The sequence below is a fragment of the Pseudomonas sp. KBS0707 genome (assembly GCF_005937945.2).
Classification (GTDB): domain Bacteria; phylum Pseudomonadota; class Gammaproteobacteria; order Pseudomonadales; family Pseudomonadaceae; genus Aquipseudomonas; species Aquipseudomonas amygdali.
Genome location: NZ_CP041754.1, coordinates 4,824,204 through 4,850,356, shown reverse-complemented (window position 1 = coordinate 4,850,356; position 26,153 = coordinate 4,824,204). Strand labels below are relative to the sequence as shown.

General features: G+C 53.0%; 24 protein-coding genes and 1 pseudogene. 19 read left to right on the top strand and 6 right to left on the bottom strand.

The features are described from left to right. Positions 1-4 precede the first annotated feature (4 nt). The 18 genes from FFH21_RS23080 (at position 5) to FFH21_RS22995 (ending at position 18,352) form a co-directional block, all read left to right on the top strand. Positions 5-550: a DUF6031 family protein gene (locus tag FFH21_RS23080; RefSeq protein WP_011169506.1), complete on the top strand. Its 546-nt coding sequence runs from the start codon at positions 5-7 to the stop codon at positions 548-550. Beyond that, positions 547-1,839 (top strand): aspartate aminotransferase family protein, encoded by a 1,293-nt coding sequence (locus FFH21_RS23075; RefSeq protein WP_017698917.1) that lies wholly within the window; start codon positions 547-549, stop codon positions 1,837-1,839. The genes FFH21_RS23080 and FFH21_RS23075 overlap by 4 nt, the downstream gene beginning before the upstream one ends. After that, positions 1,827-2,291, top strand: coding sequence for an aromatase/cyclase (locus FFH21_RS23070; RefSeq protein WP_003381704.1), 465 nt, complete (start codon positions 1,827-1,829; stop codon positions 2,289-2,291). Before FFH21_RS23075 ends, FFH21_RS23070 begins: the two co-directional genes overlap by 13 nt. A 3-nt stretch (positions 2,292-2,294) precedes the next feature. After that, positions 2,295-3,431: an SDR family oxidoreductase gene (locus FFH21_RS23065; RefSeq protein WP_003381703.1), complete on the top strand. Its 1,137-nt coding sequence runs from the start codon at positions 2,295-2,297 to the stop codon at positions 3,429-3,431. A gap of 5 nt (positions 3,432-3,436) precedes the next feature. Next, positions 3,437-4,420 (top strand): fatty acid desaturase family protein, encoded by a 984-nt coding sequence (locus FFH21_RS23060; protein WP_003381702.1) that lies wholly within the window; start codon positions 3,437-3,439, stop codon positions 4,418-4,420. Positions 4,421-4,467: 47 nt separating this feature from the next. Further along, complete coding sequence (locus FFH21_RS23055; RefSeq protein ID WP_003381701.1) at positions 4,468-4,986, top strand: hypothetical protein; 519 nt, start codon at positions 4,468-4,470, stop codon at positions 4,984-4,986. Next, positions 4,983-5,543 carry a dCTP deaminase gene (locus FFH21_RS23050; RefSeq protein ID WP_003381698.1) on the top strand — a complete coding sequence of 187 codons (561 nt, stop codon included), beginning with the start codon at positions 4,983-4,985 and terminating at the stop codon, positions 5,541-5,543. Before FFH21_RS23055 ends, FFH21_RS23050 begins: the two co-directional genes overlap by 4 nt. A gap of 80 nt (positions 5,544-5,623) precedes the next feature. Next, positions 5,624-7,555, top strand: coding sequence for a PEP/pyruvate-binding domain-containing protein (locus FFH21_RS23045; protein WP_003381696.1), 1,932 nt, complete (start codon positions 5,624-5,626; stop codon positions 7,553-7,555). 68 nt (positions 7,556-7,623) lie between these two features. Beyond that, positions 7,624-8,688, top strand: coding sequence for a hypothetical protein (locus FFH21_RS23040; RefSeq protein ID WP_003381695.1), 1,065 nt, complete (start codon positions 7,624-7,626; stop codon positions 8,686-8,688). A 12-nt stretch (positions 8,689-8,700) separates the two neighbouring features. Then, on the top strand, positions 8,701-9,303 hold the full coding sequence (locus tag FFH21_RS23035) for a hypothetical protein (protein WP_077142884.1): 603 nt from the start codon (positions 8,701-8,703) through the stop codon (positions 9,301-9,303). Next, positions 9,300-10,913 carry an alkaline phosphatase family protein gene (locus FFH21_RS23030; RefSeq protein WP_003381692.1) on the top strand — a complete coding sequence of 538 codons (1,614 nt, stop codon included), beginning with the start codon at positions 9,300-9,302 and terminating at the stop codon, positions 10,911-10,913. Before FFH21_RS23035 ends, FFH21_RS23030 begins: the two co-directional genes overlap by 4 nt. Then, complete coding sequence (locus tag FFH21_RS23025) at positions 10,910-11,692, top strand: HAD-IIA family hydrolase (protein ID WP_003381691.1); 783 nt, start codon at positions 10,910-10,912, stop codon at positions 11,690-11,692. Before FFH21_RS23030 ends, FFH21_RS23025 begins: the two co-directional genes overlap by 4 nt. Positions 11,693-11,795: 103 nt before the next feature. Continuing rightward, positions 11,796-12,893, top strand: a complete 1,098-nt coding sequence (locus FFH21_RS23020) for a hypothetical protein (RefSeq protein WP_003381690.1) — start codon at positions 11,796-11,798, stop codon at positions 12,891-12,893. Positions 12,894-12,952: 59 nt separating this feature from the next. After that, positions 12,953-14,218, top strand: coding sequence for an ATP-grasp domain-containing protein (locus FFH21_RS23015; RefSeq protein WP_011169503.1), 1,266 nt, complete (start codon positions 12,953-12,955; stop codon positions 14,216-14,218). 122 nt (positions 14,219-14,340) lie between these two features. Beyond that, on the top strand, positions 14,341-14,946 hold the full coding sequence (gene cysC / locus FFH21_RS23010) for an adenylyl-sulfate kinase (RefSeq protein WP_003381688.1): 606 nt from the start codon (positions 14,341-14,343) through the stop codon (positions 14,944-14,946). A 159-nt stretch (positions 14,947-15,105) separates the two neighbouring features. After that, the gene (locus FFH21_RS23005; RefSeq protein WP_003381687.1) at positions 15,106-16,323 is read left to right on the top strand and encodes a hypothetical protein; all 1,218 of its coding nucleotides are present in this window, start codon (positions 15,106-15,108) and stop codon (positions 16,321-16,323) included. 134 nt (positions 16,324-16,457) lie between these two features. Further along, positions 16,458-17,702: an acetyl-CoA carboxylase biotin carboxylase subunit family protein gene (locus FFH21_RS23000; protein ID WP_003381686.1), complete on the top strand. Its 1,245-nt coding sequence runs from the start codon at positions 16,458-16,460 to the stop codon at positions 17,700-17,702. 56 nt (positions 17,703-17,758) lie between these two features. After that, positions 17,759-18,352: a hypothetical protein gene (locus FFH21_RS22995; protein WP_003381684.1), complete on the top strand. Its 594-nt coding sequence runs from the start codon at positions 17,759-17,761 to the stop codon at positions 18,350-18,352. A 39-nt stretch (positions 18,353-18,391) separates the two neighbouring features. Here FFH21_RS22995 and FFH21_RS30880 read toward each other — a convergent pair. Together FFH21_RS30880 and FFH21_RS22985 are read right to left on the bottom strand one after the other, a co-directional pair. Beyond that, positions 18,392-18,733 (bottom strand): annotated as a pseudogene (locus FFH21_RS30880) (phosphodiesterase); the annotation flags it as partial. 195 nt (positions 18,734-18,928) lie between these two features. After that, a complete protein-coding gene (locus tag FFH21_RS22985; RefSeq protein WP_077142883.1) occupies positions 18,929-19,375 on the bottom strand; it encodes a Sir2 family NAD-dependent protein deacetylase in 447 nt (148 codons plus the stop codon). On the opposite strand from FFH21_RS22985, the gene FFH21_RS22980 reads away from it, so the two are divergent. Continuing rightward, a complete protein-coding gene (locus FFH21_RS22980) occupies positions 19,374-20,183 on the top strand; it encodes an IS66 family transposase (protein ID WP_011169502.1) in 810 nt (269 codons plus the stop codon). The genes FFH21_RS22985 and FFH21_RS22980 overlap by 2 nt on opposite strands. A gap of 417 nt (positions 20,184-20,600) precedes the next feature. Here the strand turns inward: FFH21_RS22980 and FFH21_RS22975 are convergent, their stop codons facing one another. The 4 genes from FFH21_RS22975 to FFH21_RS22960 are packed head-to-tail and all read right to left on the bottom strand — an operon-like array spanning position 20,601 to position 26,080. Then, entirely contained in the window at positions 20,601-20,999 is a 399-nt protein-coding gene (locus FFH21_RS22975; protein ID WP_003379740.1) for a hypothetical protein, read from the bottom strand. Between the two features lie 2 nt (positions 21,000-21,001). Further along, positions 21,002-23,236 (bottom strand): hypothetical protein, encoded by a 2,235-nt coding sequence (locus tag FFH21_RS22970; RefSeq protein WP_003379738.1) that lies wholly within the window; start codon positions 23,234-23,236, stop codon positions 21,002-21,004. Continuing rightward, a complete protein-coding gene (locus FFH21_RS22965) occupies positions 23,220-24,818 on the bottom strand; it encodes a tyrosine-type recombinase/integrase (RefSeq protein ID WP_003379735.1) in 1,599 nt (532 codons plus the stop codon). Before FFH21_RS22965 ends, FFH21_RS22970 begins: the two co-directional genes overlap by 17 nt. Continuing rightward, positions 24,818-26,080 carry a site-specific integrase gene (locus tag FFH21_RS22960; protein ID WP_003379733.1) on the bottom strand — a complete coding sequence of 421 codons (1,263 nt, stop codon included), beginning with the start codon at positions 26,078-26,080 and terminating at the stop codon, positions 24,818-24,820. Before FFH21_RS22960 ends, FFH21_RS22965 begins: the two co-directional genes overlap by 1 nt. Positions 26,081-26,153: the final 73 nt, after the last annotated feature.

Here is a 26,153-nt window from a genome sequence, read left to right as displayed (position 1 = left end):
CAGCATGTTTGAAGCACGACAAGACTCAACCTTGCGTTGGTTTCCTCGGCTGACCGGAGGCGTGGGGGTGGAGGGCAATAGCATGGCCCGCGCCATCGTCAGCGCGGCATGGCTGGTGATGTCCGAACTGTATGCCTACCTCGAAGATCTGGAAGGCGCCATGGATGCTCCGGATGCATCGGTGTTGATTAAAGTGAAGATTGCTGAACTGCTGGTGCAAATCGACTGCACGTTGGGGCGCACGGCGGTGCTCGACGAAGAGCACAGATTGCCGTGGTTACTTGAGTACGGCTTGTGCGAGGTGATCAATTTACCCGGGGCTGACATGGCGCGCTTGCTGGGTCTGTTCGCAGCGAATGACGCAACTGAAATCCGTCGAGTAAGCCAGCTGATACGTGATTTGATTGCGGCATTCCCGGGCGAGTTGGTCGATTCGCTGCAAGCGCACAACCAGGGAGGCGTTCTGCGTTTTCTTCGGTCTTCCGACAAGGCGTGTACCGCGTTGGGTTGCGATGCCAGTTTTCTGGTGCCACTGATGAAATCCCTATGAACACTGAACTGACTGGACGGTCTGTCCCGGTGCCGAAGCAATCCGAGCGTAAAAGCGCCTTCGTTGATCGCTATGGTGCTGTCTTCGGTCGTCAACAGGGCCTGATGTTGAAGATGTCGGGGTTGTCCGCATCCGAAGCGCGTGGCGACGGTGCCTGGGTCGAAGATACTCAGGGTGGACGCTGGCTGGACTTCGGTTCGTTCGGTGTGCACCTACTCGGCCATAGTCATTCAGGCGTGGTATCTGCCCTGGTGGAACAGATCCAGCGTTTTGGGCTTTCCACGAAAATCCTGTCGAACGAACCCATCGTACTGGCGGCCGAGCGGCTATTGGTCATGGCGGGACCTGAGAAGGATAAGGTGATTTTCGGCAATACCGGTTCCGAAGTCGTCGAAGCGGCATTGAAACTTGCCAGGATCGTCACTGGACGGCGGAGGGTCATTGCCTTCGAGCAGGCTTACCACGGGCGCACCGCGGCTGCCTTGAGTGTCAGTCATGGCTACATGCGGCATGCCGGTCTTCTGACTGAAGGTGACGTGGTTTTTTGTCCAATCGACGATCTCGATGCTGTCGCCAACGCGCTGGAGGCAGGCGACATCGCGGCGATCATTATTGAGCCCATACAGGGCGAGGGCGGGATACGCCCTGTGGAGAATGAATTTCTTCGAGGTCTTGGCGACCTGGCCCAGGCTTTTGACTGCCGCTTGATATTTGACGAGATCCAAACGGGCCTGGGGCGTATCGGTAGCCTGCGTGTCGACGTTCCTTGCGACATCCTGCTGTTGGGCAAGGTTCTGGGCGGTGGTGTTTTCCCGATCTCGGCAGCCTTGTTTACGTCGAAGCGTTTTGATGCGGCTGCCCGGGATCCGGTAGTCCACGCTTCGTCTTTTGCCGGTAGTGCCCTGGCCGGTGCCGTCGTCAACGCGGTGCTGGATGTTGTGTCCGCTCCCGATTTCACCCTCAGGGTGCAGCGCTTAGGCGATCGGGTCTTGAGCTATCTGCGCCAGCGCCTTGCAGATAATCCCTTGATTACCGACATCCGTGGCCAGGGCTTGATGATCGGCGTTGAGTTCAAGCGTCTCGATCATGTCGGGGAGATGATCATCGAGGCCGCCAAACGGCACTTGTTGCTCGCTTTCTGTCTCACCGATCCGAAAGTTTTGCGTCTCTACCCGCCAGCCGTCATCAGCGACGCAGATCTCGAAACAGGGCTGGAGCACTTTTGCCAGAGTGTTGAAGCGATCACTCGAACAGAATTCGATAAGGAAATCCCGTTATGCCAGCAGTAAATACATCACTGAATCTTGGGTCTCTTGAGCTGGAGCGAGTCTGGTCGACCCTTTGTGAGTTTCAGCGTTATCCGGAATTCATGAAGGACGTACTTGACGTCACTATCGAGCAACGTACCGGAAACGAAATCATCAGCACCTGGCGTGTATTGCTAAACGGAAGTGAGTTGACCTGGACCGAGCGCGATCTATTGCTGCCCGACCACCGTATCGTGTTTCAGCAAATCGACGGGGACCTGGAAGTCTGGTCAGGGGAGTGGTCCATCCAGCAGGCGGGGGACGACCTTAGTGTGCAACTGGATGTCTTGTTCGATCTTGGCATTCCGTCCCTGGCCGACGTTCTTCATCCGATCGGGGAGCGAGCGATCCGCGCCAATAGCCGGCAGATGCTGGAGGGTATTCGTGATCGAATCCTGCTATCGCAACTATCGACAGTTGCGGTCGAGGCATAAACGATGTCTGCGCAGACCCCTTTGCAATTGATACTGACTGGCGCCAACGGCACCCTCGGCATTCCATTGGTTCGTTCGTTACTCCAGCAGAGCCTGCAGCTTCAACTGCTCTGCCTGTTACGCACTCAAACGTCATGTGATGAATTAGCGGCGACCTTGTCTGCGGTCGAGCGGGCTCGTGTCGAGTTCCTGGTGGTGGACATTTGCGACGCCGGGGCGATGGCTGCTGCCGCCGACAGCCGACCCAAACTCGAATGTGCCCTGGGTATCCACCTGGCAGCCGACGTGTCCTGGGATAAAAGCTGCGAAGACATGACGGCGCTGAATGTCGGCGGGTCGGAAAACTTTTGTCGTTTCCTGCTGCGCCAGGCCGACCGGCCCGCACTGATCTATGTTTCCACTGCTTATACCCAAGTCGAAGACTGGGAGTACCGCAATGGCTACGAAGAGAGCAAGGCCATGGCCGAGCGCTCGCTGCGTGCAAATTTCGGTGAGCGCATCAGCATTTCGACCTTTAGTTGCAGCCTTGTAGTGGGTGACAGCAAGACCGGAGCCATCAGCCGATTCAACGGGCTCTATCCGCTGATCAGGTTCATGGCCGGGTTCAGCCCTCCCTTCTTGGTGGGAAACAAAACCGGTCTGCTCGACATCGTGCCACTTGATTGGGTGGTCGGTGAGTTGCGGGCGATGATCATACGGTTTGCCGCCAGCGGTGTTGCCGAACAGGTGGTGGCGTCTGCCGGAGACAAGCGTATCGGCTACGAACACTTGGTTCGCCTGGTCGAAAATCAACTGGGCGAGGCACGCGAAACGGCCGGCCTGGGAGCCCAGGATCCCGTGCCCATTCTCAAAAGCCGCCAGTGGGATTTCTTGAAGCGTTCGCTATCGGCCTGGAGTCCTGAAGGCATCTCCAAAAATGAGTTTCGTTACTTCGAACGGTTGTTACAAGTCTACGGGGTGTATGCCAGCAGCGACAGGGTTCGGGCGCCGTTGAATGTTTCTCGCCCATCACCGGATCCCGTCGAGTTTCTGCCACAGGTCATCAAGTTCTGGCTTCAACAACATCCACGGGCATTCCGCTCCCGCTCATTGACGTCTTCCGAGGTTCAAGGCGCTGCCACAGGATTGGTCGAGGAGTAAGAGGGATGAGTCTGGCAACCGCGGTAGTTTGCGAAAGAAAAGAACGATGTCGACATGAAAAACTGCGTGTCGATCCTCACGTAGTCCACGACTTGATGAAGTTGCGTCCAGGTAAATGTTTCATACAGATAGGCATGCAATGGTTATTGATTGTGTTCGCCGTTTTTTTCGCTAAGTGGGCCAGCAGTTGGCTGGCCTATAGTATTTCCATTGTATGGATCGCTACACGTCAACATGCGTTATTGGTACTGATGCATGATGCTTCGCATTATTTGATCAGTCGTCGGCGCTGGCTCAATGATACGGTGGGTAATCTGTTCCTGGCTTTTCCATTGAGCGTTTGTGTATCCCGTTATCGCCGGCACCATTTGCTCCATCATCGCCATCTCAATACCGAGCTTGATCCCGATATAAAAGATTCACAACTGCCGAAGACACGTATCAGGTTTTATGGGCTGTTGCTGCGCGATGCACTGGGTGTTTCGACACTGATGACACTTAGATCGGTCAACAACTTTGGGCTGTTGGGGTTGTTCGCCAGAGGCAGTCATGCCTCGCGGCTTGATCGGCGTCTGGCAATGGCTTTTATTATTGCCGTGGGCGGGGGGATAACTTGGGTAGGTGGCGGGTGGGACGTGTTATGGCTTTGGGTTGTTCCGGCGTTTACGATACTTCCGTTGATCCTGCGTGTACGCAGTATTGCCGAACACGGGGGAAGGTTAGACCATCCGAATGCCAGTAATGCCCGAAGTATCGATGTGGGTATTATCGAGCGGTTTCTCTGGGCGCCCTGTCATATCAATCGACACTGGGAACATCATCTCTGTCCGGCAGTGCCCACGTATAACTTATCGCTGCTTACTGCACGACTGGCTAGCTTTTTTCCCCAGTCGTCAGCGGCACAACGTACTCAAGGTTACTTTTTTAGTGCTCGGTCGCTGGTGTCGGAGTTGTACCCCAACACCACTCCCCCATGGCTGGCAGATTGATGTTCGAGTAAGCCAGCGAATGGCAGGTGTTTTGAGGAGAAGCTTTCATGATGCTGACGGGTAGTGAAATTCAACGAATGCGTGAATTGAAACGCATTGTGATCGAACCATTCGATCCCCGTTTGATAGAGCAGAATTCATATGCCTGCCATTTGGGGAGCGAGATTATCGAGTATGACGCCGAACAGATCGATCCTCATGAGGGCCTGGGAACTATTCAGCACACTATCCCGGAAGAGGGGCTGGTCCTGCAGCCGAGGCGTTTTTACCTGGGCTCTACCGTCGAATGTATCGGCGGGCTGGATTTTGCGAGTGAACTCTACGCCAATCTATCGACAGCGCTATGTGGCATGTTCATTCAAACCAGCGCGCCACTGGGGCACACAGGGGCAACGATCTGCTGGACGCTGGAAATTGTGGTCACTCAACCGCTGCGTATCTATGCAGGGACGAAGATTGCCAAAGTGTGTTTCTGGAAAAATTTTGGTGCCGTTCGCGCCTATGAAGGGCGTTATGCAGGCTCGCAAAGTGTCGTTCCTTCAAGAATTATAATGGACCAACCATGATATTGACGGGTAATGAAATAACCAATCGCGTTATTGCAGGGGATATCGTGATCTCTCCTTTCTCAAAGAATAGCATCAATCCAAATAGCTATAATTTTCGCCTGCATAATCATATGAAAGTCTATGAGGACGGCATTATCGACGTGAAGTCGGAGCAGCCAACCCGTGATATTTATATCGGCTCTGAAGGGTTTGTTCTCGAACCGATGCGGCTGTACCTTGCCAGTTCAATCGAGACCATGGGCAGTACTCGTTTTGTACCGACTTATGCGGCGCGTTCTTCCATTGCTCGACTCGGCATGTTTATCAACCTGTCGGCACCGCTTGGTGATATAGGATTTATAGGCCGTTGGACCATTCAACTTTTGGCCGTCAATAGAATTCGGGTATACCCTGGCATGGATATTGGGCAAATGATGTTCTGGCATGTTCAAGGCGAGATCGAGCTGTATAACGGCAAGTACCAGGGAGCTAAAGAAGCCAAGGCCTCACGCCTGTTTATGGATTATGCAACGACACTCAAGGAAAGTTCAGTGCTGGAAAGCCAGGAAATCTAGCGCTGTAGACAGTGGGTTATCGAATGTACGTCGAAAACGCCAATGGGTTCTTGTGCCGCCAATTTAAAGGAAATTAACCGGTGTCTGGAAAATATCTGACCCTGAAAACGCTTGCGCAGCGTACTTCTGTCCCGACATTAGTGGGGCTGCAAGAAAGCGACTTCAAACGACTTTGGCATAATTACGAGGAACTGCAAAAGCAGTTACGTGACGTACTTCAGGTTATTCAACTGACGGCGGGGGCGTTCCTCGACAAACATCTCGAACAGTTGCAGTTGCTCGCGCCGGTACAGTGGCGCCCGGATGCCCGTGATTATCTCGAGTCTCGTCTCACCGAGGCGGATATCAATATTCACCAGCCCTTGGCGGTACGTTCCAGCTGCGCCATTGAAGACGGCGCCTCCCACAGTTTTGCCGGTATCTTCGATTCATGGCTGGATGTGAGTGGCTGGGACGCGTTGTTTGACGCTATCGAAGGGGTTTGGCGTTCTGGCTTTTCTCACCGGGCGATTGTTGAACGACTGCGGTGTGAGCTGCTGGATGCATCTGTCGGAATGACCGTCATTGTGCAACATATGGTGGCTGCGCGCTGGGCGGGTGTTGCCTTCAGTCACGACCCCCTCGATGGCAGCGCAGTGCCTCTTATCGAAGCAGTAGCCGGTGCGGGGGATGCCTTGGTGTCCGGCGCCAGTCAGGCATTGTCCGTCAGGTTGCTGGCCAATGGTGATTTCACCGGCGCCCCCCAATTGCTGGCAGAGCCGGCGATGTTGAGCTCGATTGCAGAGCTGTTGTCGTTGGCAAGACAGCATTTGCACGCCCCTGCGGACATCGAGTGGGCCTGGGATGGCCAGCAAGTCTGGTTGTTGCAGGCGCGGGTTATCGCCTCACTGAGGAATCTGGAGTCCAGTGCGCCACTTTGCCATTGGGTGGATCTTTATACGGCCGCCGACCCGGAGCTGGAACCCTTTCGTCCATGGCCGGACTTCGCCCAATACTTTCGCAGCAAGCGCCGTCCGCTGGCGTTGCTGGCCCTCGATCACGGGGTCGAGGCAGGCAGCGCATTGTTGATCGCCGCCAACGCTGGTGGAATGACACAAGCGCATAGCGATGCATTGCTGGCCCAGTTGCACAGCGATCAGGTGGTGCTGGATTTTTCGGCGGGCATACGCCAGCAAATCTTGCCACGGGCACAATTACCAGCGCGTTTGCGTGAGTTGTTGGGCGCTCAGACCCAGGTGTTTGTCGTGCGTGACTTTATCCGCGGCGACGCCGGGCTCATTACCCAATCCCTGGGCAGTACGTCCTACGCCGGCCAAGTGCTTTGCGAGTATTCGCCTGACGGTTTGCTGGCTATCAACCGCGGCAGTGCTTCGACGTCCACCTGGCGTATCGATGCCGATGGACTGGCGCCAGGCCATGGTTTGTCTACCGGCACCCTGGACCTTCCTTTGAACCCCCATCAACGGCGCCAACTGGTCATCGTGACCGAGGCTGCCATCGCCGGGCTCGGTGAAGTTCAGCTGGAGTGGGTAGTTGATCGCGGCCAACTGAGCCTGGTGGATTTTTCGCCGTTGAAAAGCCAGTTTCTGGTGGATGACCGCGCCGGCGAAAGAACCATCTCTCCCGGTTTCGCCCGAGGTTTGTCCTTGGTGGTCGATGAGTGTGCCCAGATTGAAGAAATCAGTATTGCCGCGACTGTTTCCATCAATAACTTGCCGTCTCCAGAAACCCTTGGCCCGGCGATCATGCGACTGATGCAGCGCATCGAACAGGCGAAGGCGCCGATCGTCATGGTATCGCCACGGCCTTATGCGGCATTGGCGGCGCTTATCCCTTATGTCTCGGGCTTTATTTTCGAATCTTCATCGCTGCTGTGTCATTTGGCGATTCTGCTGCGCGAAAGCGGCGTTCCTGCCCTGGCCTCTCCGGCCCTCTATCGCGCGGCACTGTCGACACCGGGCAACGTACTCGTCCAGGCGAATCAGCGTCCGTTGGAAACAATACCGGGCTGAAAAGTGTTTCGCCGATGCCTTTCAGATCAGCTTTGCAGGTGTTTAACGCCTTAATTCAAGGAAGTTATATGGGCTACTTACTGAGTAATGGTGTGTTCCGGTTATCGCTTCAGGTCGAAGCCGATCCGGCAGGGCTGGTCCCGCGCCTCATGGCGTTCTTCACGCCCTATCTGATGGTGGATAACTCCGACGCACCGGCGGATCTCACGGTCTGCCTGCACGCTCCGCAAGCGTTCGAGACCCCCTGGAAAACGCGTTGCCAGATACCTCATCTCATTCGCGAAACCTATGCCGTCGGCTTCACCCTGAAGGTCTGGCGGGGCGATCTGCCAAACGGCGAGTCGTTGGCCTGGGATCCGGAAAAACAGGTCGGTTACCGCTACCGCATGTCTACCCGCAAAGTGGACTTTTACGGTGCGGAGGACGCCTTCATTCATCTCATCGAACTGGTGCGCTATTACGGTCTGCTGGTGGAGTCGGCGAAAGGTTCGGCGGTTCTTCACAGCTCTGCGGTGGTGTCCCGTTCGCACAAGGCCGTGACCGCTTTTGCCGGGGTCAAGGGGGCTGGCAAGACCACCACGATGCTGGAGTATGTGTTGGCGGGGGAGCACGACTATTACTCGGGCGACAAGCTGCTATTGGATGTCCAGGACGGTCGGGTACGGGCACGTGGCTGGCCGGATTATCCGCATATCGGCCTGGGCAGCCTGCGCCAGCATCCATGTTTGATCGAGGAGTTCCCCGAACTCGCCGGCCTGATCAATGACCCGGCCTGCGCAGACCGACACAAGGTGCTGATAGCGCCCGAGCGTTTCGCCCAAGTGTTCGGCCGGGCGCCGACGGGAAGTTCCTGGCTGGACGAAGTGGTTTTACCCGAGGTCATGCAGTCTGCCGAGCGGTCCCGGCAGTCCCTGTCGACGGTCGAGATCCTGGCCTTGATCGACGGGGACAGCGTATTCGAATGGCCTGCGCAGTTTACAACGTCGACCTGGCATGGAATCCCGCCGGCGAGGACGGACATTCCTTGTGCCCTGTCAGACGCATTACGCGAGGCGTTGTCCCGGGTTCGTTGGACGTACAGCCCCGGTCGCAGCTCCACGTCGACCCACGATAACCAAGCCACAACCGCCTGAGAGGTCTGCTCAATGTCTTTCAGTCAGTCAACTCGTGGGGGAGCCATTAGGCTCAGCATTGTTGCACCGAGTGGTTCGGGAAAGAGTACGGCCGCCAATTACCTCTATGAGTACTTCACTCACTTGGGGCTCAAAGTCCAGGTGTTGAAGTTGGCGGCTCCCCTTTATCGACTGCAGGCGCGATTTTACTCGGAAGCTTGCACAGCGCTCAGTCCTGGGGCCCAAGATCAGAAACTGCTTGAGCAAGTGGCTGGACAACTACGTTTTATCAACCCGTTCGCGCTGGTCAAGGCGTTCGCGCAAGAGCTGGAAAAAACCGAAGCCGATGTCGTGATCAACGATGATTTACGTGACGATCAAACCGACTGGCCTTACCTCAGGGAAAACGGATTCAAAGTGATCAAAATTGTCACCGATCCACTTTCGCGTCAGCGACGACTTGAGTCGAGGAAGGACATCAGTGTCATTCATAACAGTGCTCTGGACTTTCAGATAGAACGCATCCATGCCGATTTTACGCTCGCCAATGACAGCACTCCCGATGCCTTCCGTCATCAGATTCAGGAACTTGCCAATCATCTGATGAGTTCATTGCCAGCAGGGCTACAGGCATGAGCAGGCAGTCGTTGCTCTGGCTTTTGGTAGACGGCCTTTCGCGAGATCTCTACCAGCGGCTGCGAAACCGCATGGGCATCCAAGCGAATCATGCGGCGACGCTGGAACCGCTGTTCCCCAATTGCCAGACGCCGCCTTCGTTGTTCAGCATCTGGAGTGCAGAACCAGTCGCACGCCACGGCCTGACCGGGTATGAGATCCCGGAAGCGGTAGCGGGCAACCCTGCTCACTGGCGGGACGCTTTTCAGGTCTGGCCGCGCGAAAGCTTGATGGCGTGGGACTATTTCGCCCAAGCCGGCCGCGCCATACGCACCTGCGGTGTCCCGTTTGTCCAGCCTGAACGCTTGGGCGCGCAGTTGCTCAGTCACACTGAGGTGTACCTGAACCCGGTGCTACCCCTAAGCATCGTGCGGGCAGGTGAATGTTTGCGGTGCGAAGCCTTGGGATTGAGTTTCAGGGTGCATGCCGATGAGGTGGCGATGGTCTTGGTCGACGAGCAAGGCAAGCAGGCTCGCATTGCCCTGGACGAGACTCGGCATCTACCTCTTTCCCCGGCGATACCGGTGGGCGCAGGGGGGGAGAGCCATCGGGCTTTTGCGGTACGGGCAGTCATCATTGATCAGCAATTGTGTCTTTGCGTGTTGGGGTTTCAACCAATCCGAGTCCATGGAAGCCTGGCCGGCGAACGTAGACGCCAGCTCATGGATCGTGCCTATGTCGCCGGTAACCCCGGCAAGCTCTACGCCGCCGGTGAGTTGGGGGGGCGCCTGAATGAAGGTGGATCCGGAGCTGCGGAGCTGCTTCTGCTGGATTTGCTCGACAGCGTCCATCAGAGCTTTGTCGCCGATGTTGTTTTGGCGCTGGAGGCGGGCGACTCCGACCTGACAGTCGCCTACTACCCCGTCATCGACTTGGTGTGTCATCAGTTGTTGCGCTACCTGGAAGATGCAAGCACTCCCCAATTGTTGTTCGAAGCCATTGAACAGCGACTCGCACGCTGGTTGGACGAGTTGTTCGCCGCGTGCCAAACGGCATCGGGGAAGGAGACACGCTTCATCGCCCATTCCGATCACGGAATGCAGCCGATCTGGTGGGATATCAGACCCAATCGCTTGTTTCTGGAGCTTGGCTGGCTGGCCCTCGATGCCCAAGGGAACCTCGATGCCCAGCGTTCGAACGTCTTTTTCCACCCGGCAGAGAATGGCCTGTTGGTGCTGCGGCTCGAGCCTGCAGGTATTGGCATGCTCGGCGCGCCCCAGGTTTTAGATGCCTTGCAAACCGCTTTCGCGGAACTCGGCGAGGGTGGTTTTACATTGCTGCAAGGGGCTGCGGCGACATTAGGTTCGGGCTGGCGCAGCGATCTTTACCTGCAGCCCCCTCCCGGCGTGCGAGTGCGCGCCGATCACACCGGTGCATTGATTGAGTCGAGCCGCAAAGGGGGGGATCACAGTGTGTGGTCCGATGCCGCGTCGTTGAAAGGAGTGTTGCTTGAATTGGGCGCAGCCCCGTCCAGGCCGTGGCCGCAGCCTCTGTGTCTGGAGCAACTGTTGCCCCGGCTGTTAAACGACTTGTTCATTTCCAATCCCTTAACTGCCCCGGGAATCTCATGAAAATAAAAGCGCTCCTGCTGGATATCGACGGCACAATGGTCTTCAAGGGGCACGCCATTCCCGGCGCTGCCGAGGCCATCGAGGCGGCACGGATGGCCGGACTTCAACTTCGTTTTTTGACCAACATCACAGGCCAGCTACCTTCGACCATTGCCGAAGATTTACAGCGCCATGGCATTAATGTCCGGGCCGAAGAGATTCATACCGCGTCAACGTCCTGTGCGCGCTATTTGAAGTCACTTGGGGACGTCAGCTGTTTCTTTCTCATGCCTGAGTCAGTGAACAGCATGTTCGAGGGCATCGCTCGTGATCACGTGAGCCCTGATGTCGTGGTCATTGGCGATATAGGCGAGTCGTTCGATTATGCCTGCCTCAATCAAGCCTTCGGTTACTTGCACAAAGGCGCGCGTCTGGTTGTACCGCATAAGAACCTGTTCTGGTTTGACCCCAGGGGCGTGAGACTCGATTGCGGCGCTTTCATCCTCGGGCTAGAGGCGGCGAGTGGTAAACAGGCGTTGGTGACAGGCAAGCCATCCCCTGTCTTTTTTACCTCGGTCATGGACAGCCTGGGAGTCAAACCATCGCAAACCATGATCATTGGCGACGACCTGCTCACCGATATAGCTGCAGCCCAACATTTGGAAGTAGCACATGCCTTGGTTCTAACCGGAAAGGGAGCCTCCTATACCGAAAGCGATGTACCGCGCCCGGAAAGACTGTGGCCGAGCATCGCCGAACTGTCTCGATTTTTAGCTCAGTCGGGACATAACACCGATTGATGTGGGTTCTCCAGTTCAAGTGTCGCCCTGTGAAAGAAACGACCGGTGCTGTTGTTCCCAGATGAATTCAAACTGAATATTTACGCTGAAAGAGATCCGTTCAATGCAACTCAATGAAAAAGATTCAAACGTCATTCAAACCTCGCCCGTGTGTTCCTACACTGAATGGGACTTGCTGGAAGAAATCATCGTCGGGGTGGTGGACGGTGCGTGCATCCCACCTTGGCACGCCGCCATGGAACCTTGCCTGCCGACTCAGCAGCATCAGTTTTTTAGGGATAACGCCGGCAAACCTTTTCCTCAGGAAAGAATCGACCTGGCCAGAAAAGAGCTCGATGAATTCGCACGAATCCTTGAATGCGAAGGCGTCAAGGTCCGGCGCCCGGAGCCAAAGAATCAATCCCTCGTGTACGGTGCGCCGGGCTGGTCAAGTACTGGAATGTATGCGGCGATGCCACGGGATGTTTTGCTGGTGGTCGGCACTGACATCATTGAATGCCCTTTGGCTTGGCGTTCTCGTTATTTTGAAACGGCTGCCTACAAGAAACTCCTCAAGGAATATTTTCATGGTGGTGCCAAATGGAGTTCCGGGCCGAAACCCGAACTGTCGGATGAGCAGTACGTGGATGGTTGGGTTGAAGATGAAGCCGCGACCTCGGCCAATCTGGTGATCACTGAGTTTGAACCGACCTTTGACGCTGCAGACTTCACCAGGCTTGGGAAAGACATCATTGCTCAAAAAAGTAATGTTACTAATGAGTTCGGGATCAACTGGTTACAGCGGCACCTGGGTGACGATTATAAGATCCATGTCCTCGAATTCAATGATATGCATCCAATGCATATTGATGCGACGTTGGTGCCGTTAGCGCCGGGCAAGTTGTTGATCAATCCCGAGCGTGTCCAGAAGATGCCGGAAATATTTCGGGGCTGGGATGCCATTCATGCACCCAAACCCATCATGCCAGACAGCCATCCCCTGTACATGACCAGCAAATGGATAAACATGAACATCCTGATGCTGGATGAACGGCGTGTTGTTGTAGAACGACAAGACGAGCCCATGATAAAGGCCATGAAAGGCGCAGGGTTTGAGCCGATTCTATGTGATTTCCGTAACTTCAATAGTTTCGGCGGCTCCTTTCATTGCGCCACCGTTGACATCCGCCGCCGAGGAAAACTCGAAAGCTATTTGGTTTGATCAGTTTCAAGAACACAGATCTGGTTATTTTTGAATATTGAATTTACGAGAGGCAGTTCATGACGAATATATTAATGGTCGACTGCACGGACGTTTCGTCAAGGGCTATTATCACCGCCAGGCAGATTGGTTATAATTTGATTTTTTTACGCACGGAGATGACGCGTCTTTTTTCGTCGTTGAGTGAAGAGTTCTTAATTGAGAATACGTATAAACTTTACAGCATTGATAGCTGCCTCGATCTTGTGGCGTTTGAGGAGAAGGTGCGGGAGATAAATGAGGCGCATCCATTGAGCGTCATGTTTACGCCGCTGGAGGATATTGTCGAGTCCGTTTCCACGATTGCTGCAAATCTGGGAATACGGGCAACTTCAATCGAGGGTGTTAAAAATGCAAAGAACAAACCTCGCGCCCGTGCACTTTTGCATAGAAATGGTTTGAGCAATTGCACGTACAAAAAATGTGCATCTCTAGACGCTTTACATGAAGTTGTCGCGAAAATCGGTATTCCTTGTATTATCAAGCCGGCGAAAGGGTTTGCCAAATTTCTTACCGCTCATATTAAAAATCAACAGGATGTTGATAAGTTTATCGCTGATTACAATGATGCGCGCGGTAAGTTAGACGATATTGCTCTCTCACAAGTATCTTTGGATTTTGTCATTGAACAGTACATTGACGGTAAGATGTACTCAGTTGAAGTTGCCAAGAACGAGCAAGGTTTTTTCCCTCTTATGTTGACCGAGAGGCACAGATCGGAACACAACGATATTCTGGAAATCGGCTCGATTATGGCACCTGCAGGGTTCTTCCCACGGGAGCAGGAAATTTTTGATTATTGCGAAAAAGTTTTGGCATGCCTAAGCTTGGATGTTGGTGTGTTTCATATCGAGATTATCGTTTCCGATAAAGGTATCGATATCATCGAAGTTAACCCGCGGTTGATGGGTGGGGCCTTGGGAACTCTGTATAATAAGTCAACGTCATTGAGTATCTATGAAATAGTATTCAATGCATATATCGGCAGTCAGGTAAAATGTCGGCCGGCTTCGGCGTTATTTGCTACAGCTCGTAGAATAGCACCGATAGCAAGCGGAACGGCACAAAAAAATATTGGTAAGTTGTTCATCGAAGAGCACTGTCCATGGGTGTTGGAGCACTCTATTAACATAGTTGAGGGTCAGGCAGTTTTACCTATGATCGATAATGATACCTCCTTGGGGTACTTGCACGTGGTAGGTGTGACGTACCAAGACTCTGTTCAAAAAGCCAAGACAGCAACTCAGTTGATACAACGGGCTTTAGGTGTATCTCTTTCATACTAAATGGGCAGCCGCAGGCATACCTAGCGCCCTCCGAGTGTTCATGTCACGGCAGGTCATATCGGCCTACCGTGTACGGAGTAATGGCGACTAACACGCCTGTGCGATATCAGGAAAGGATTCGAATGAGCAAAAATGATAATGTTGTTTGGCAGCTGGGTACTGTTTCCCCTGTCGAGCGTCACCGTAACCTGAACCAGGCCCCAATGACGCTTTGGTTTACAGGTTTGAGCGGCTCCGGTAAAAGTACACTGGCGTTCAACTTGGAACGTCTTTTAATGCGGAGGGGAATTTTCTGCGCTGTTCTGGATGGGGACAATATAAGGCACGGACTCTGCAAAGATTTGGGCTTTGATGCCGAGAGCCGGGCTGAGAATATAAGAAGAGTTTCGGAAGTTGCGCGCCTCATGAATGATGCTGGTCTCACTGTGCTAGCAGCGTTCATCTCGCCTCACTCTTCGGATCGTGCATTGGCTAAAGAGATCATCGGTGACGATCGATTCTCCGAGGTCTACGTTAGCAGCCCGCTTCACATATGTGAAAGTCGGGATCCTAAAGGGCTTTATAAAAAAGCACGCCAGGGTGAGTTGGCAAACTTCACTGGAATTGATGCGCCCTATGAGCCTCCACCTTACCCGTCGGTTTGTCTGGACACGTCCAGCTTATCGATCGAGGCTTGTCTAGAAATCCTGTTAAGTGAGGTTGAGCGAAACAGGGGGAGTTCAAAATAGATATCTATAAAAGCACAAAAAGTCATAGTGATTGAAGGCTGTCCGCAACCCATAGGGCCCAGTGTGGTGCATGAATTATAACAAGCGCGGTAAAGTTTTTGCTGAGGCTCCTAGTTGCAAAGCCCAAGAGATCACTTATTACACACTTGAAGGTTTCGCATGATCAGCTACTTGAAAAATCCAGCAGTATCGGCAAGGGTGATCCTGATTTTTATTGATCGGGTGGTTGAAAAGTCGATTGTCGCCATGATGACCATCGTCATTTCCCTACAGTTTGGGGTGGAGCGTGCGACCTATGCATTAATCACGGCCGCGCTGCTGACTGTGGTCGGATCAATTGCTATTGATGCCTTGGCAAGGAAAGTAGATAAGTGGGCCATCGTATTGGTTTCTGAGGTGGTTCGTGGAGCCATTTTGCTGATCTTTGCGGTGGTAATTAGTTATTGCCCAAAAACATACATTGTTTATTTGCTTTTTTTGGTGTCCGTTTCAGTGCTTGGCGGTATATCAGCGACATTGTCCGAGTCACTGCTGATCGAGATGACGAAGAACATCGATAGAGCCGTCTTGTATAGCTTGATCTACTGGGTACGTAATCTTGCGTTGATCTTAGGACCGCTTATTGTGATGTTGGTATACCCCTCAGGGTTTATAGGGTATATAGGTTTTGTAGGGCTTGTAAGTGTCGTCTTGACAGGTATCTTGTTTTTTTGGTGCAAGGTTCCCGTTACGCTCAATGTGGAAACAAGCAATGCTGGTAGTCTATTTGGGTCTCTTTCTGTCGCATCAAAGGATCGCAGTTTTATCATATTTTTACTGGCAAGCACGATAATGTCGACAATCGCATTGATGCCCAGCCACTATATCGCAGTCAGGCTGGCAGTTGATTTTTCATCCATACCGATGACCATTTTTTTTCGGGAATTCTCATTGAGTGGTGTTGATTTGTCCAACTTGATGCGTTCTGCCAATAGTCTTTTTGTGTTGGTTCTGACGTTGCCGGTCTATTACCTGAAACCAAAGTTGAGCGAGATGCAATTGTTGGTCGCAGGCATGCTACTGTTCGGCTTGGGGTTCACTATAGCCTCCATGAGTAGTGGGATTTTCGTGTTACTGGTCGCTGTTTTTCTTTACTCGTTAGGAGCTACACTGTTCGTTCCAATTCATTTTTCAATCTTTGCCCGCCTTTGCAACGATGAACATCGTAATATCTATGTAGCCGTCAGTGAGCAAGATATACGGGTGGCAGCGTTGCTTTCGGCCTTGAGCCTAGTGCTTGTCAATAGTGTCAACTCTTCGTGGGTTGCCTTATTGGTAGCGTTTTTATCCGGCCTGACTCTTTGGCTGTATCAGCGGGTTTTACGCGATGTGCAGTAGGATATCTGATACGTTTTACTGCTTTTTAATCCCGGGAATATTGTTTTAACGTGTTGACGGATTATAAGGCGGGGAGCGCTAATGTCAGCTTTTATCAGAAAAATGAAAGCTAATTTGAATTGGGAGTCGTGCCAATGAAAAAAATAATATTGATCGAAACCAGTGACGTAGCAACCCGCTACTCTGCTTTGGCGGTATTGAAGCTGGGGTTTGAACCATTGTTTATCATCGGCAGTGCCAGATATTATCAAGGTGATACCTTCACTCAACTGATGGAATTTCCTTATCTAGAGTGCGGTGATACAACGAACGTCGATGCTGTGCTCAAATTGATAGGTGCTCTTCCTAAGGATTCGATCGAGGCTATTCTAAGTCTTGTTGAGACGAGAATTCCTATTGCTGTGGAGCTCGCTTCGACGTTAGGGGTAAAAGGACTCGATTGCGCATTGGCCCGGCTTGGCGGAAAGGAGTATGTTTCTTCCTTAATTCCCGAATACAGTCCTATAAGCATGGAAGTTGGCGAATTCAGTAATTTCTCTATGTTGGTTCGAGGCCCGTTTGCACACTGCAAGAAAGTTATTGTAAAGCCTGTACGGGGCTCGGGGGCTGCAGGCTACGCTGAATTTTCATTATCGGACTCAGAATTCAACGAAAAGATACTTGCCCATATCCAGAGTTGCGCGCTCTCTCTTGGGGCTCACGAATTCATAATGCAAGAATATGTCGACGGCGAACTGATCAGTTTGGAGGGGTATGCAGTAGCAGGCCAATGCCATTTTCTGGGGGTCAGCTTGCGCAGGAAGATCGCTAATACCGAATCGGTTAATTACTTTCCCGCTAGTAAATACTTCACCGAAGAGGTCATCCAACGCGCGAAGTTGGCTGTTGAGGCTATTGTGCTGCGCTCCGGGTTGCAGCAAGGGTACTTTCACAGCGAATTCAAGATCGGCCCTAAGACTGCGGTATTGATCGATGCTAATTTCGGGCGGGTGGCGGGAGCGGCTATTTCTGAGCAGATCGCACTTTCCTATCAGTGTGACCCCGTATATTTTTTCAAACATGTGATCGAGGTGGGCTGCTTGCAAAGCGAAGCGACGTTGAACGTATCATCGCCTATAGATACCATTTCCATTTTTTACGGATTGCCGGTTCAAGCGCGGATAAATGACATTAAGTTTTCGCTCGACTGGTCATTGAATCACACCCGTGTGCTTGACATCTTTACATCGGTAGATCCTATGGGTAGGGATGATTGGGGCTGGATCGCACTCGTCAGTGGCAGGGCTCAAGACGTTAGACGACAAATTGATGGGCTACTGATCGTGACTGATAAAGGTACGTACACTCCTTTCTACATCGATAGTTCTGAACCACTTTGAATCACTCTTAACATTCAGGTGTGAGGAAGCTTTGAAATTCCTTCAGGGAGGAATAGGTGTCAGGTATCGCCATTGGCATTGTCCTCACATTGAGTCTCACCGCCTCGCGAGGGGGAAGAGCGCAATCCATCGTCGACCTTCTTTACGTAGGAGGTAGGTCCCATCTCACTTTGCTATTGAGCTATCTAGCATTTGATCTGATCAATAGCCTGGTCGCCTTGGTGATTTCGGAATTCTATTCCTATCTTGTTCCATTCATGCTTGACTGGCTTAAAGTTCTAGTATGTGTGTTTTTCACCTGCTTTGCTGCGGTAAACCTCTATAAGGTATTTGCGGGGGCAGCTGTCAGTCCTGAATTTGGAGAGGCTCATGGCTTTCGTTACATACTTGCCAGCTCTTTAAAAAATTACGGTCTTTGGTTCGACGCTCTTTTTCCCATCCCTTTGCTGATTGTTTTTTTTGCGAGAGCGGGGTTTCAGTCATGGCAAATTTTAGCAGGCATGATGTTGGGTTATGTTGGGTGGTATACTCTTTTAGTTGGAGTAACTGCCAATAAATTGGCTTATCAAAACCTGATGTGGTTTGCAGCTACATGCATCATGGTGTTGATTGATTGCGTGTTGATCGGCATGCTGCTTTTTTACAAATAAACATCCTTCTAGCGTCAAGGTGCCGTTCAATGACTGAGCTTAGGCGAACGGCATTGGCCCGGGGAACTCACCTATGGCAACCCAATGAGTTATCAGACCCGTGTCTGGTTGCCAGTGATGCAGGAGGAGTGCGGGTGGCTCCACATAGGATGCCTCTTTTGAGTCTACCGCGAAGCGCAGGGCGATTGCTGTGACGGTGCTGGGGGCTGTACAGAGCAGGGTGCCGCCAAAACTCAACTGCATAGCTCGGTGGATATGCCCGCAAACGATTCGTTCAACCGCCGGATAGCTGGAGACCACTTGAGATAACCGATCTCCATTGCAACAAGTATAGACGTCAATGTAAGGAATGCCGCTTAGGAAAGGGGGATGATAGCAGAGATGCTATTTGGCCTTGTTCAGGGCTGTCGGCGCTTCCGTAGGCATCGAGCTCGTCGTGGTGGAGCCCAGACTGAGCGGCAGGAAACGAACAGGTTATGAGATGTGGCGTCCTAGACGCCTAGTCCAGCGTCAACGCTAACGCCGGTGACGAATCTCTCTTTCATGAAGCCGGATTATGTGTAGCCAATGATTCTATCAAACCACTTTGCCAGGTGCTGCGATCTGGGACACGATAGCGGGAACACAAACCGCTGCACGGCCAATAAGGGACATTTCAAGAGGGCTCTCGAGGGGTGTTTCCGTTGTGTTGATATGCACTACGCGCGCGCCTGATTTGAGCGCAATTCTCGGGATCTCTGCCGCTGGGAATACCACGCCTGACGTGCCGATAGACAACAGCACATCGCAGCCCTGCGCTGCCCCAACCGCCCGCTTCCAAACAGCAATAGGCAGGTCCTCCCCAAACCACACTACCCCAGGTCTTAGCTTCCCGTTACAACGCGGGCAGCGGGGCGGCTCTACACTTAAGCCATCGCTGACAAACTGTTGATCAAAAGTAACCGCTCCATAAACCCCACATTCAAAGCGCTTAACTGATCCCGGATGCTGTGCTCCCGATTCCCTCAGGAGCCAGCTCGCCATGATGCGACCCGATGCCAAAGTCGAAAAAGTGTATCTGTACCCCAAGCCCGTCGACTTCCGAAAATCTATCGATGGTCTGTCGGCCTTGGTCGAACTGGACATCAAGGTCGCCGTCTTTGATCCAGTGCTTTTCGTTTTCCTACCGACGCGCCTGCTTGAAGGTTATCGCGGCTATCTGATGACCGATGATTACGCCGGTTATAACGCGCTGGGCGCGCAGGCCGGAGTCGAACGTTTGGGCTGCTGGGCGCACGCAAGACGCAAGTTTGTTGAAGCCCGGAAAGTACAGCCGAAAGGCAAGACGGGACGTGCTGATATCGCGCTGAACTTGATCAACAAGCTCTATGGCGTAGAGCGTGATCTGAACGATGCGTGTGACGATGATCGTAAAACCGGTCGTCATGATCGGAGTCTGCCAGTGTTGGCTCAGTTAAAAAACTGGATGGAAAAGACGCAGCCACAAGTTACGTCTCAGAACGCCTTGGGCAGGGCCCTCGGTTATCTGGCAAGTAACTGGAAAAAACTGGAACGGTATGTCGAGGAAGGCTATCTGCCAATCGACAATAACGCTGCCGAGCGCGCGATCAGGCCCTTCGTCATCGGAAGAAAGAACTGGTTGTTTAGCGACACCCCCAAAGGCGCGTCGGCCAGTGCTCAACTTTACAGCTTGGTCGAGACCGCCAAAGCCAACGGCCAAGAGCCCTATGCGTGGCTGCGCCACGCATTAGAGCGGTTACCACTGGCGACGTCGGTTGAAGATTACGAAGCCTTGCTGCCGTGGAGCTGCGCACCTCGACTGCATTCCTGAACGCGCTGCCCATCTTTGACTAGGTGGGGTTTATGGAGCGCTTACAATTGATGCATGTGCTAGCGTAGAATTAATCCACTTCAAGTCAAAAAAATCCAGTGAAAATAATGGTTCGCTAGAAACCTGCCCCGGGTCAGTGATTTCTCGGCAACTTGTTCAAAATCGCAACGGCACCAATATTTTACATGCTCTGGGCCGCTTTTTGCCGGCCTCAGCCTACCTCTCAGGTCCAACGCAATCGCTGGTCATCATGACTGGTCATAAGAGTGCAACCACGTGTCTTGAATGCAATTGCTGACCTTTCAACAGAATCGGCCGTTTCCTGCTAATCCAGAGGTGTTTAACTGCTCACTGGGATTCTATCAAGACGGAGAGGCGATGAGTCTTTTCCATATTTTAAGTGTTCTGAAAAACGGATCAGCTCCTCTTTTGAAGCTGTGAAACCGGCCGTTCCAACATAGATTGTGTTAGCCCATGCATATCCGCATTGGCTTGCCAAATCAAAAACCGGCTATGCATATCTCGAACAGCAGCTAGCAGCTTCTGATTGTTCGCTGTCAGTTTCTCAATGTGTTCGTTGGCTGCCTGGATATCGCTAATCCAGCCCGGTTTCAGCTTCTGAGCTTTCAATGCCGCCTTGCAATTCTTCATTGCTAAATCCACGGCAGGTAGATTCATCAGGGACTGGCGAGCACGACTGATACCCAGTTTTTCTTTGCAGGCCTCAACGAGCAAAGGCCAGGTCAGCTTCGGCTCTGACCATTCCTCAATCAGCTTTATGATGCGCTTCTCATCCTTTGGCGTTAAATGCCCCATCTTTAACCCTCAATCTCATTCAGCAAAGCCAAGACGTCATCTAACGATGATAACGCCTCTTGCGCTGGGTGCTCTTCAATGACTTTGACTGCGATCAGACCTGACATTGCGACGGCGTTCTTGGTGAGCGTCCAACCGTTATCAGCGTTCCACACAATGGCACCCTTTTCGAGTCCGGGGTTTTCCAGCGTTTGGATGAGCTCCTCGCACTTAAAGAGCTTCTCACCCAGTTTCTTGGCCCACTCCGATGCCCCGAACACATCCCGAGACTGCGCATCCAGGGCTTTATCGAGGCGTCGTTTAAGATCGTCGCGTTCTTCCTTAAGGTTGCCAAGCTTCACGTCATCCCCTTTGACGCATCCGAGCCGCCCGCAGTCCAAGCAGGCGCCCATTTTCGGGCAGGGCTCGGAGGCAAAGTTGTGCACGCAAACGCCGAGATGGGTTTGATGGATAATGCGATCCTGCTCACCCTCGCGCAGTTCCCTTACATCTGCAAGACTCAGAGGCTGATTGGTTTTAACCTTGTCCAGACGCAGGGCAGCGGTGCCGAGCTTCGTTTTGGGGTGATAAGCCGCAACCCCTTGGGTGCGTTCCTCGACGGTTTCATGGTTGTAGACCGATCCCATCGACGAGCGCCCGGAGAAAGCATCAATCAAGAGCTGCGACAGACCGGCTTTGCGCATCTGCGTGTTCAATTCGTGCCGAAACGCATGCGTGTTGACCTTGACGCCGGGGTAACCATAGCGCTCGAACAAGCTTTTCACTGCTGGGTTGTTAGTACCTCCTAACTGCGCATTCATTCGGCCAGTATTCGCCGCTATCTCCACGCCAAACCCTAGTTGCGCACCAGATGTACCTGAGTCTCCAGCCAGTACTCCCGTGCGCATGGTGAACAACGCATCACGGTACTTCAACCGAGCTTTGCCCTCCGTGTACGGCGTGGTGTATGGAAAATCCTTTGGAAGATACTTCTCCCGCAACAGCATATTGAGCTTGCGTAGCGTGATCACACATCGGTCGTCAAACTCCCAACCCTGAACCCCAATCTTTCCCTTAACATGTATTCTCTTCCCTCTGCTTGAATCCCACCCGTCACGGATTTCGGTCAAGAGCGCTCGGGCGGCGGGGCTCAACGCCTTTTGCTTCTCAAGGCTTTTCAGTAAGTTGATATTGAATACTGATCGTGCATAACCCTTGTTAACGGCGAGTTTCAGCGCGGCACAAGCTTCGCCGTATGTGAGCGGTTCATCAGCTCCCTTGAGTGGCACTCCTGCGTGGGGGGGGAACTCATCGGGATGGTCTTCCAGCCAGGCGGCGTAAGCCCGCGCTTCATCGGTGATCGGTTTCAGTAACGTGATGACCCGCTCGACGACCGGCTCCATCTCAGGGATAACGACGGGCTTCGCCGTCACCTGGTTCATCTTTTCCGCGTACCAGCGCAGGAACATGCGCCGATTGCCCTGGGCATCCTCTTTGAATAGCAGGAAATCCAATGGAATATCCGCCAATTCACCCACGCGACTGGGTGCACTCAGTAACAGCGCACAGGCGGATGTCACTACGATGTCTAGGCGGCTCGTCAATTCGTTTGTGAACACTTCCCCGAGGGCTCTGATCGCTTCAGGGTTAGGCAGCTTCTTTTCCCGATCCTCTCTTTGCTGCTTGAGCGTGCCTCTCTGGCTCTGCTTCAGCGGAGAGGTCCACCGGAAATCCGACTTGAGCAGTTTTTTGGCCAGCATCAGGGCGATGATGGCCTCAAGTGACTTACTGTAAAGGTATGCAGTGTTTCCTTTCGTCCAGTGACGCTTCATGTGCTCGCACGCATTATTACAGACAGCGGCGGACACCCGTGTCACATCCAGCGTGCCGGTCAACTCGAACAGGGCGACTTCCAGCCCCCTAAGAGCGTTCATCCAGTCACTCATCCCCTTTTTCTGCAAATACACTCTTCGGTACACCAGTATGGCTTTGGTAAATTCCGTGAAGGGTGCCTGCATCGTTTTTCGGGCAGAGAAGGTCGATCCGAGCGCCGTGAAGCTACAGCCTAAGAGGCCATGCGAGTGCCAACTGCCGTCTTCCCAGCGAATACTCGCGTTCACTCGATTGGGAATGCCTTTGGGCAGAGTGTTTTTTGCCCATTCGATAAACGCCACGAGGTGAGCCTCCGGATCCAGCTGGCTCTTGGGCTTAAAATCAACAATGTTATTCGGCGGTTCAGAATCAAACGCTTCGGTCATTCTTCTGTGCCCTTGAGTCCGATGATCGGTGCATGGCCTCGCAATCCAGAATAACCTTTCGGCAAGCTAGAATGGCCCGATCCCATAGCACGCCTGTCGTTTTATCCGTGGCAATGGTTTGCTCCCGGCGACGTTCCAATCGCTCAAGGACCTCGCGGTGATTAGCGTGCAGAAGGGGCTGGAATTTTCCGCATGCATAACAGGTATATGGCGCATCGAGAAGGCAGGCGGTCGTGGCACCGCACACTGCCACATCCTCGATTAGGCGATCCGCTCGATCCCCGTTTATGGCTGAGGTGAGATCTGTGACGATGATCCCGGTGAACGCATTCACAATCAAGGCCATATGGTCGTTCATCTTCGCGTCGATCAACGCCAGCAACTCCGTCGACACGGCGCGGTACTTCCGCACTGTTCGAGTATCGCTATGCATCAACGCGCGGGCTATCGCAAACTCACTCAGCCCCGCATTGGAAAGGTCCGTGCCGAGGGTGTGCCTGAACCGGTGCCCCGCCACTTTCAGCGGCTGATGGGTGCGAGGTGAAATTGGAAAACTCTCCATCCGCTCGATGTGATGAAGCCATTGCTTGACCGTGCCTGATCCGACATGAAAGAGGGGCTGCGGCGCGTCTTCGAGGGCTTTTTGAAGGGGGCTATCGAGCAACACAGGGGGATTCCACCGCCGTTTCCAAGCTTCTGCTGCATCATGATCCAGCTTCTTACGAAAGAGCGGCACATTCTGGATGGCTACATTCCAATCGACACCGCTTGGATACGTTTGCCAGAGTTGCGCCAGAATCATTGCCTTGTAGGCCTGCACTGTGTTGTAGAGGTCCTCATCCAGCCTAAATGTTTCGGATTTTTTTCGCCAACCCGCCTCGTCGCCTTTTTGCTTTGCCCAATGAAACTTGACCTCGCTCTTCGTGAAATCACCAAAAACCATCATTCGCACCTGATAGCCACGCTGACCGTAAATCATCAACATGCGCAGGTAAATGTACTGCTCGAAATCTAACTGCCCGTGACAAAACTGCTCATGTATCCATTGATGCAGCGCGTCCTGCTCGACCTGTGTGAGCGGGCCTTCTTCGGGGTCTAGGCTAAGGATCACATCGTTGCTGGAATTCTTTTTCCTGGGCAATCCCTTGTAGGCATCGATCAGGGATTGCGACGGGCGCTGTTCGAGGGATTCGCAATCGTGCCAAAACGCTATGAAGGAGGCCATGACGCTAAACTCTTTATCGCTAAAGCGCTCCCGCAGTGCGATCAGTTGACCCTCGTTGAGCGGGTCAAGCCCAGCTTGAGCAGCCCGCGACAGCACACTGGCAGTGTTAGCAACCGTGCGCGCTGCCACATTGACCATTCGGTATACCAGGGCGGCGTGCAACCAAGGCCGCCAATCCGGCGAGACGCAGGCAATAGCCGCTTTCCAGTTAACTGAATCACTAGCCGACTTATCCGGTTTCCACATGGGGTCAGCGGGCGTGAACACCTCCCCACATTTCGCCAGGCGAGGCGTGTTCAGCCACGCATCTAGAGTGCTCTCCTTTGGTGCCTGAAGTGCTTCGACGGGAATGTTCACTATGAGCCTCCTCGTGTCGTGTCTGCTTTCTGACGGCTGGCCGTAAACCGCTTGGCCCGTTTCTGTATTGCTTTGTCTGCCTCTTCCTTCCAGAATTTCGCGCCGTAGTGGCCGGGCATGTTCGAGTCGGGACTCCAGCCGAACATCCATGTGAGGGTCTTTTGAACTTGCACGGTTCGATCCTCGGGTGTGAGCACTGCCAGTTCCTCACGCATGCTTTCCAGCATCGTGTAGACCGCGTCATGCCTCAGAAGATGTGGGTGCACATGAGCCAGCTCCGGCGCTATTTCTCGGACCCTGGACAGAACGCCATCTACTGCCTTGATGGTCAGAGGTCCGCCCTCATTTCGCTTGTGCGCCACCAGTAAAAAAGGATGCCTTCTCGCTAGCGATGCGCCGCTACGGGGCTTTCTGTTGCGATATTTCGATTCGTACTCAGTTATTGCGTCATACAGGTCATCGGTCATCACCAGCATGCGCTCGTTGGTTTTGAATTGCGGGGCCATCGTCCGTGGATCGAGGCCCTCATCCTCAAGGTTGACCACCGCTAGTTGACGACTGTGCCAGTGAATATCGCTAGTCTTGATCAGCAGCATCTCGGAGCGTCGCAGCCCCATGTCGAGACCCAGCAGCAAAATGATGTAGTTGCGCAGCCTGATGGCTTCATCTGAAAAGGGGTTCTCGGCGGTATCCGGATGCATGATTTCCAGCAATCGAGTTCGCTCCTGACTCGTAAGCCCCTTCATTTCTTCCGTTCGAGTTTTTCTCCACGCAGGTCTGGCCGCTTTGATCTTGCGGTTGATGCGCTTTTTCAGATCGTCAACCGCTTCATATCGTGTTGAGTGATCTCCCAACTTGTCATAAAGGAAGGCCAGATAGTCGCGTGCAGCCTCGATTCGCTGCTGCGCATGGACCTTGCCTACGGATTTGTAGGCAGTCGGATGCAAACGCATCCCCGCATATTTCATGTCCAAGGTTTGCTTGCTAAACCCTGCGTCCGACACAAACCTAGAAAGCTCACTGTCTGTCAGGTATTCGCTGTGAGGGCGCTGTTCGAGGTGAGAAATGAGATCAATGGAGGAAAAAGCAAGAAACTCCTCAAGCACGACCAAGTGCTCAAGGTACTTCTTGGTCGTTTCGAGGGCTCTGCCCGAGTGCTCCATGGTGATGTATAGGTTGGGGTAGTACACAGGAATGTAGTCTTGCACCAACAGCTTTCTTCGAGCAGCATTCACCACCTGCTCTATGACCTGGAAACCCATGTAGCTCCCTCATAAAACATAACTTTTCTAAGTATAGTCAGGGGTATCGGACGGTCAGCGCAAAACTTAACGT

Excerpts from the sequence above, each read along its gene's own strand:
- FFH21_RS23080 (WP_011169506.1), top strand. The coding sequence starts at position 5 with ATGTTTGAAGCACGACAAGACTCAACCTTGCGTTGGTTTCCTCGGCTG.
- FFH21_RS23075 (WP_017698917.1), top strand. The coding sequence starts at position 547 with ATGAACACTGAACTGACTGGACGGTCTGTCCCGGTGCCGAAGCAATCC.
- FFH21_RS23070 (WP_003381704.1), top strand. The coding sequence starts at position 1,827 with ATGCCAGCAGTAAATACATCACTGAATCTTGGGTCTCTTGAGCTGGAG.
- FFH21_RS23065 (WP_003381703.1), top strand. The coding sequence starts at position 2,295 with ATGTCTGCGCAGACCCCTTTGCAATTGATACTGACTGGCGCCAACGGC.
- FFH21_RS23060 (WP_003381702.1), top strand. The coding sequence starts at position 3,437 with ATGAGTCTGGCAACCGCGGTAGTTTGCGAAAGAAAAGAACGATGTCGA.
- FFH21_RS23055 (WP_003381701.1), top strand. The coding sequence starts at position 4,468 with ATGATGCTGACGGGTAGTGAAATTCAACGAATGCGTGAATTGAAACGC.
- FFH21_RS23050 (WP_003381698.1), top strand. The coding sequence starts at position 4,983 with ATGATATTGACGGGTAATGAAATAACCAATCGCGTTATTGCAGGGGAT.
- FFH21_RS23040 (WP_003381695.1), top strand. The coding sequence starts at position 7,624 with ATGGGCTACTTACTGAGTAATGGTGTGTTCCGGTTATCGCTTCAGGTC.
- FFH21_RS23035 (WP_077142884.1), top strand. The coding sequence starts at position 8,701 with ATGTCTTTCAGTCAGTCAACTCGTGGGGGAGCCATTAGGCTCAGCATT.
- FFH21_RS23030 (WP_003381692.1), top strand. The coding sequence starts at position 9,300 with ATGAGCAGGCAGTCGTTGCTCTGGCTTTTGGTAGACGGCCTTTCGCGA.
- FFH21_RS23025 (WP_003381691.1), top strand. The coding sequence starts at position 10,910 with ATGAAAATAAAAGCGCTCCTGCTGGATATCGACGGCACAATGGTCTTC.
- FFH21_RS23020 (WP_003381690.1), top strand. The coding sequence starts at position 11,796 with ATGCAACTCAATGAAAAAGATTCAAACGTCATTCAAACCTCGCCCGTG.
- FFH21_RS23015 (WP_011169503.1), top strand. The coding sequence starts at position 12,953 with ATGACGAATATATTAATGGTCGACTGCACGGACGTTTCGTCAAGGGCT.
- cysC (WP_003381688.1), top strand. The coding sequence starts at position 14,341 with ATGAGCAAAAATGATAATGTTGTTTGGCAGCTGGGTACTGTTTCCCCT.
- FFH21_RS23005 (WP_003381687.1), top strand. The coding sequence starts at position 15,106 with ATGATCAGCTACTTGAAAAATCCAGCAGTATCGGCAAGGGTGATCCTG.
- FFH21_RS23000 (WP_003381686.1), top strand. The coding sequence starts at position 16,458 with ATGAAAAAAATAATATTGATCGAAACCAGTGACGTAGCAACCCGCTAC.
- FFH21_RS22980 (WP_011169502.1), top strand. The coding sequence starts at position 19,374 with ATGATGCGACCCGATGCCAAAGTCGAAAAAGTGTATCTGTACCCCAAG.
- FFH21_RS22985 (WP_077142883.1), bottom strand. The coding sequence starts at position 19,375 with ATGGCGAGCTGGCTCCTGAGGGAATCGGGAGCACAGCATCCGGGATCA.
- FFH21_RS22975 (WP_003379740.1), bottom strand. The coding sequence starts at position 20,999 with ATGGGGCATTTAACGCCAAAGGATGAGAAGCGCATCATAAAGCTGATT.
- FFH21_RS22970 (WP_003379738.1), bottom strand. The coding sequence starts at position 23,236 with ATGACCGAAGCGTTTGATTCTGAACCGCCGAATAACATTGTTGATTTT.
- FFH21_RS22960 (WP_003379733.1), bottom strand. The coding sequence starts at position 26,080 with ATGGGTTTCCAGGTCATAGAGCAGGTGGTGAATGCTGCTCGAAGAAAG.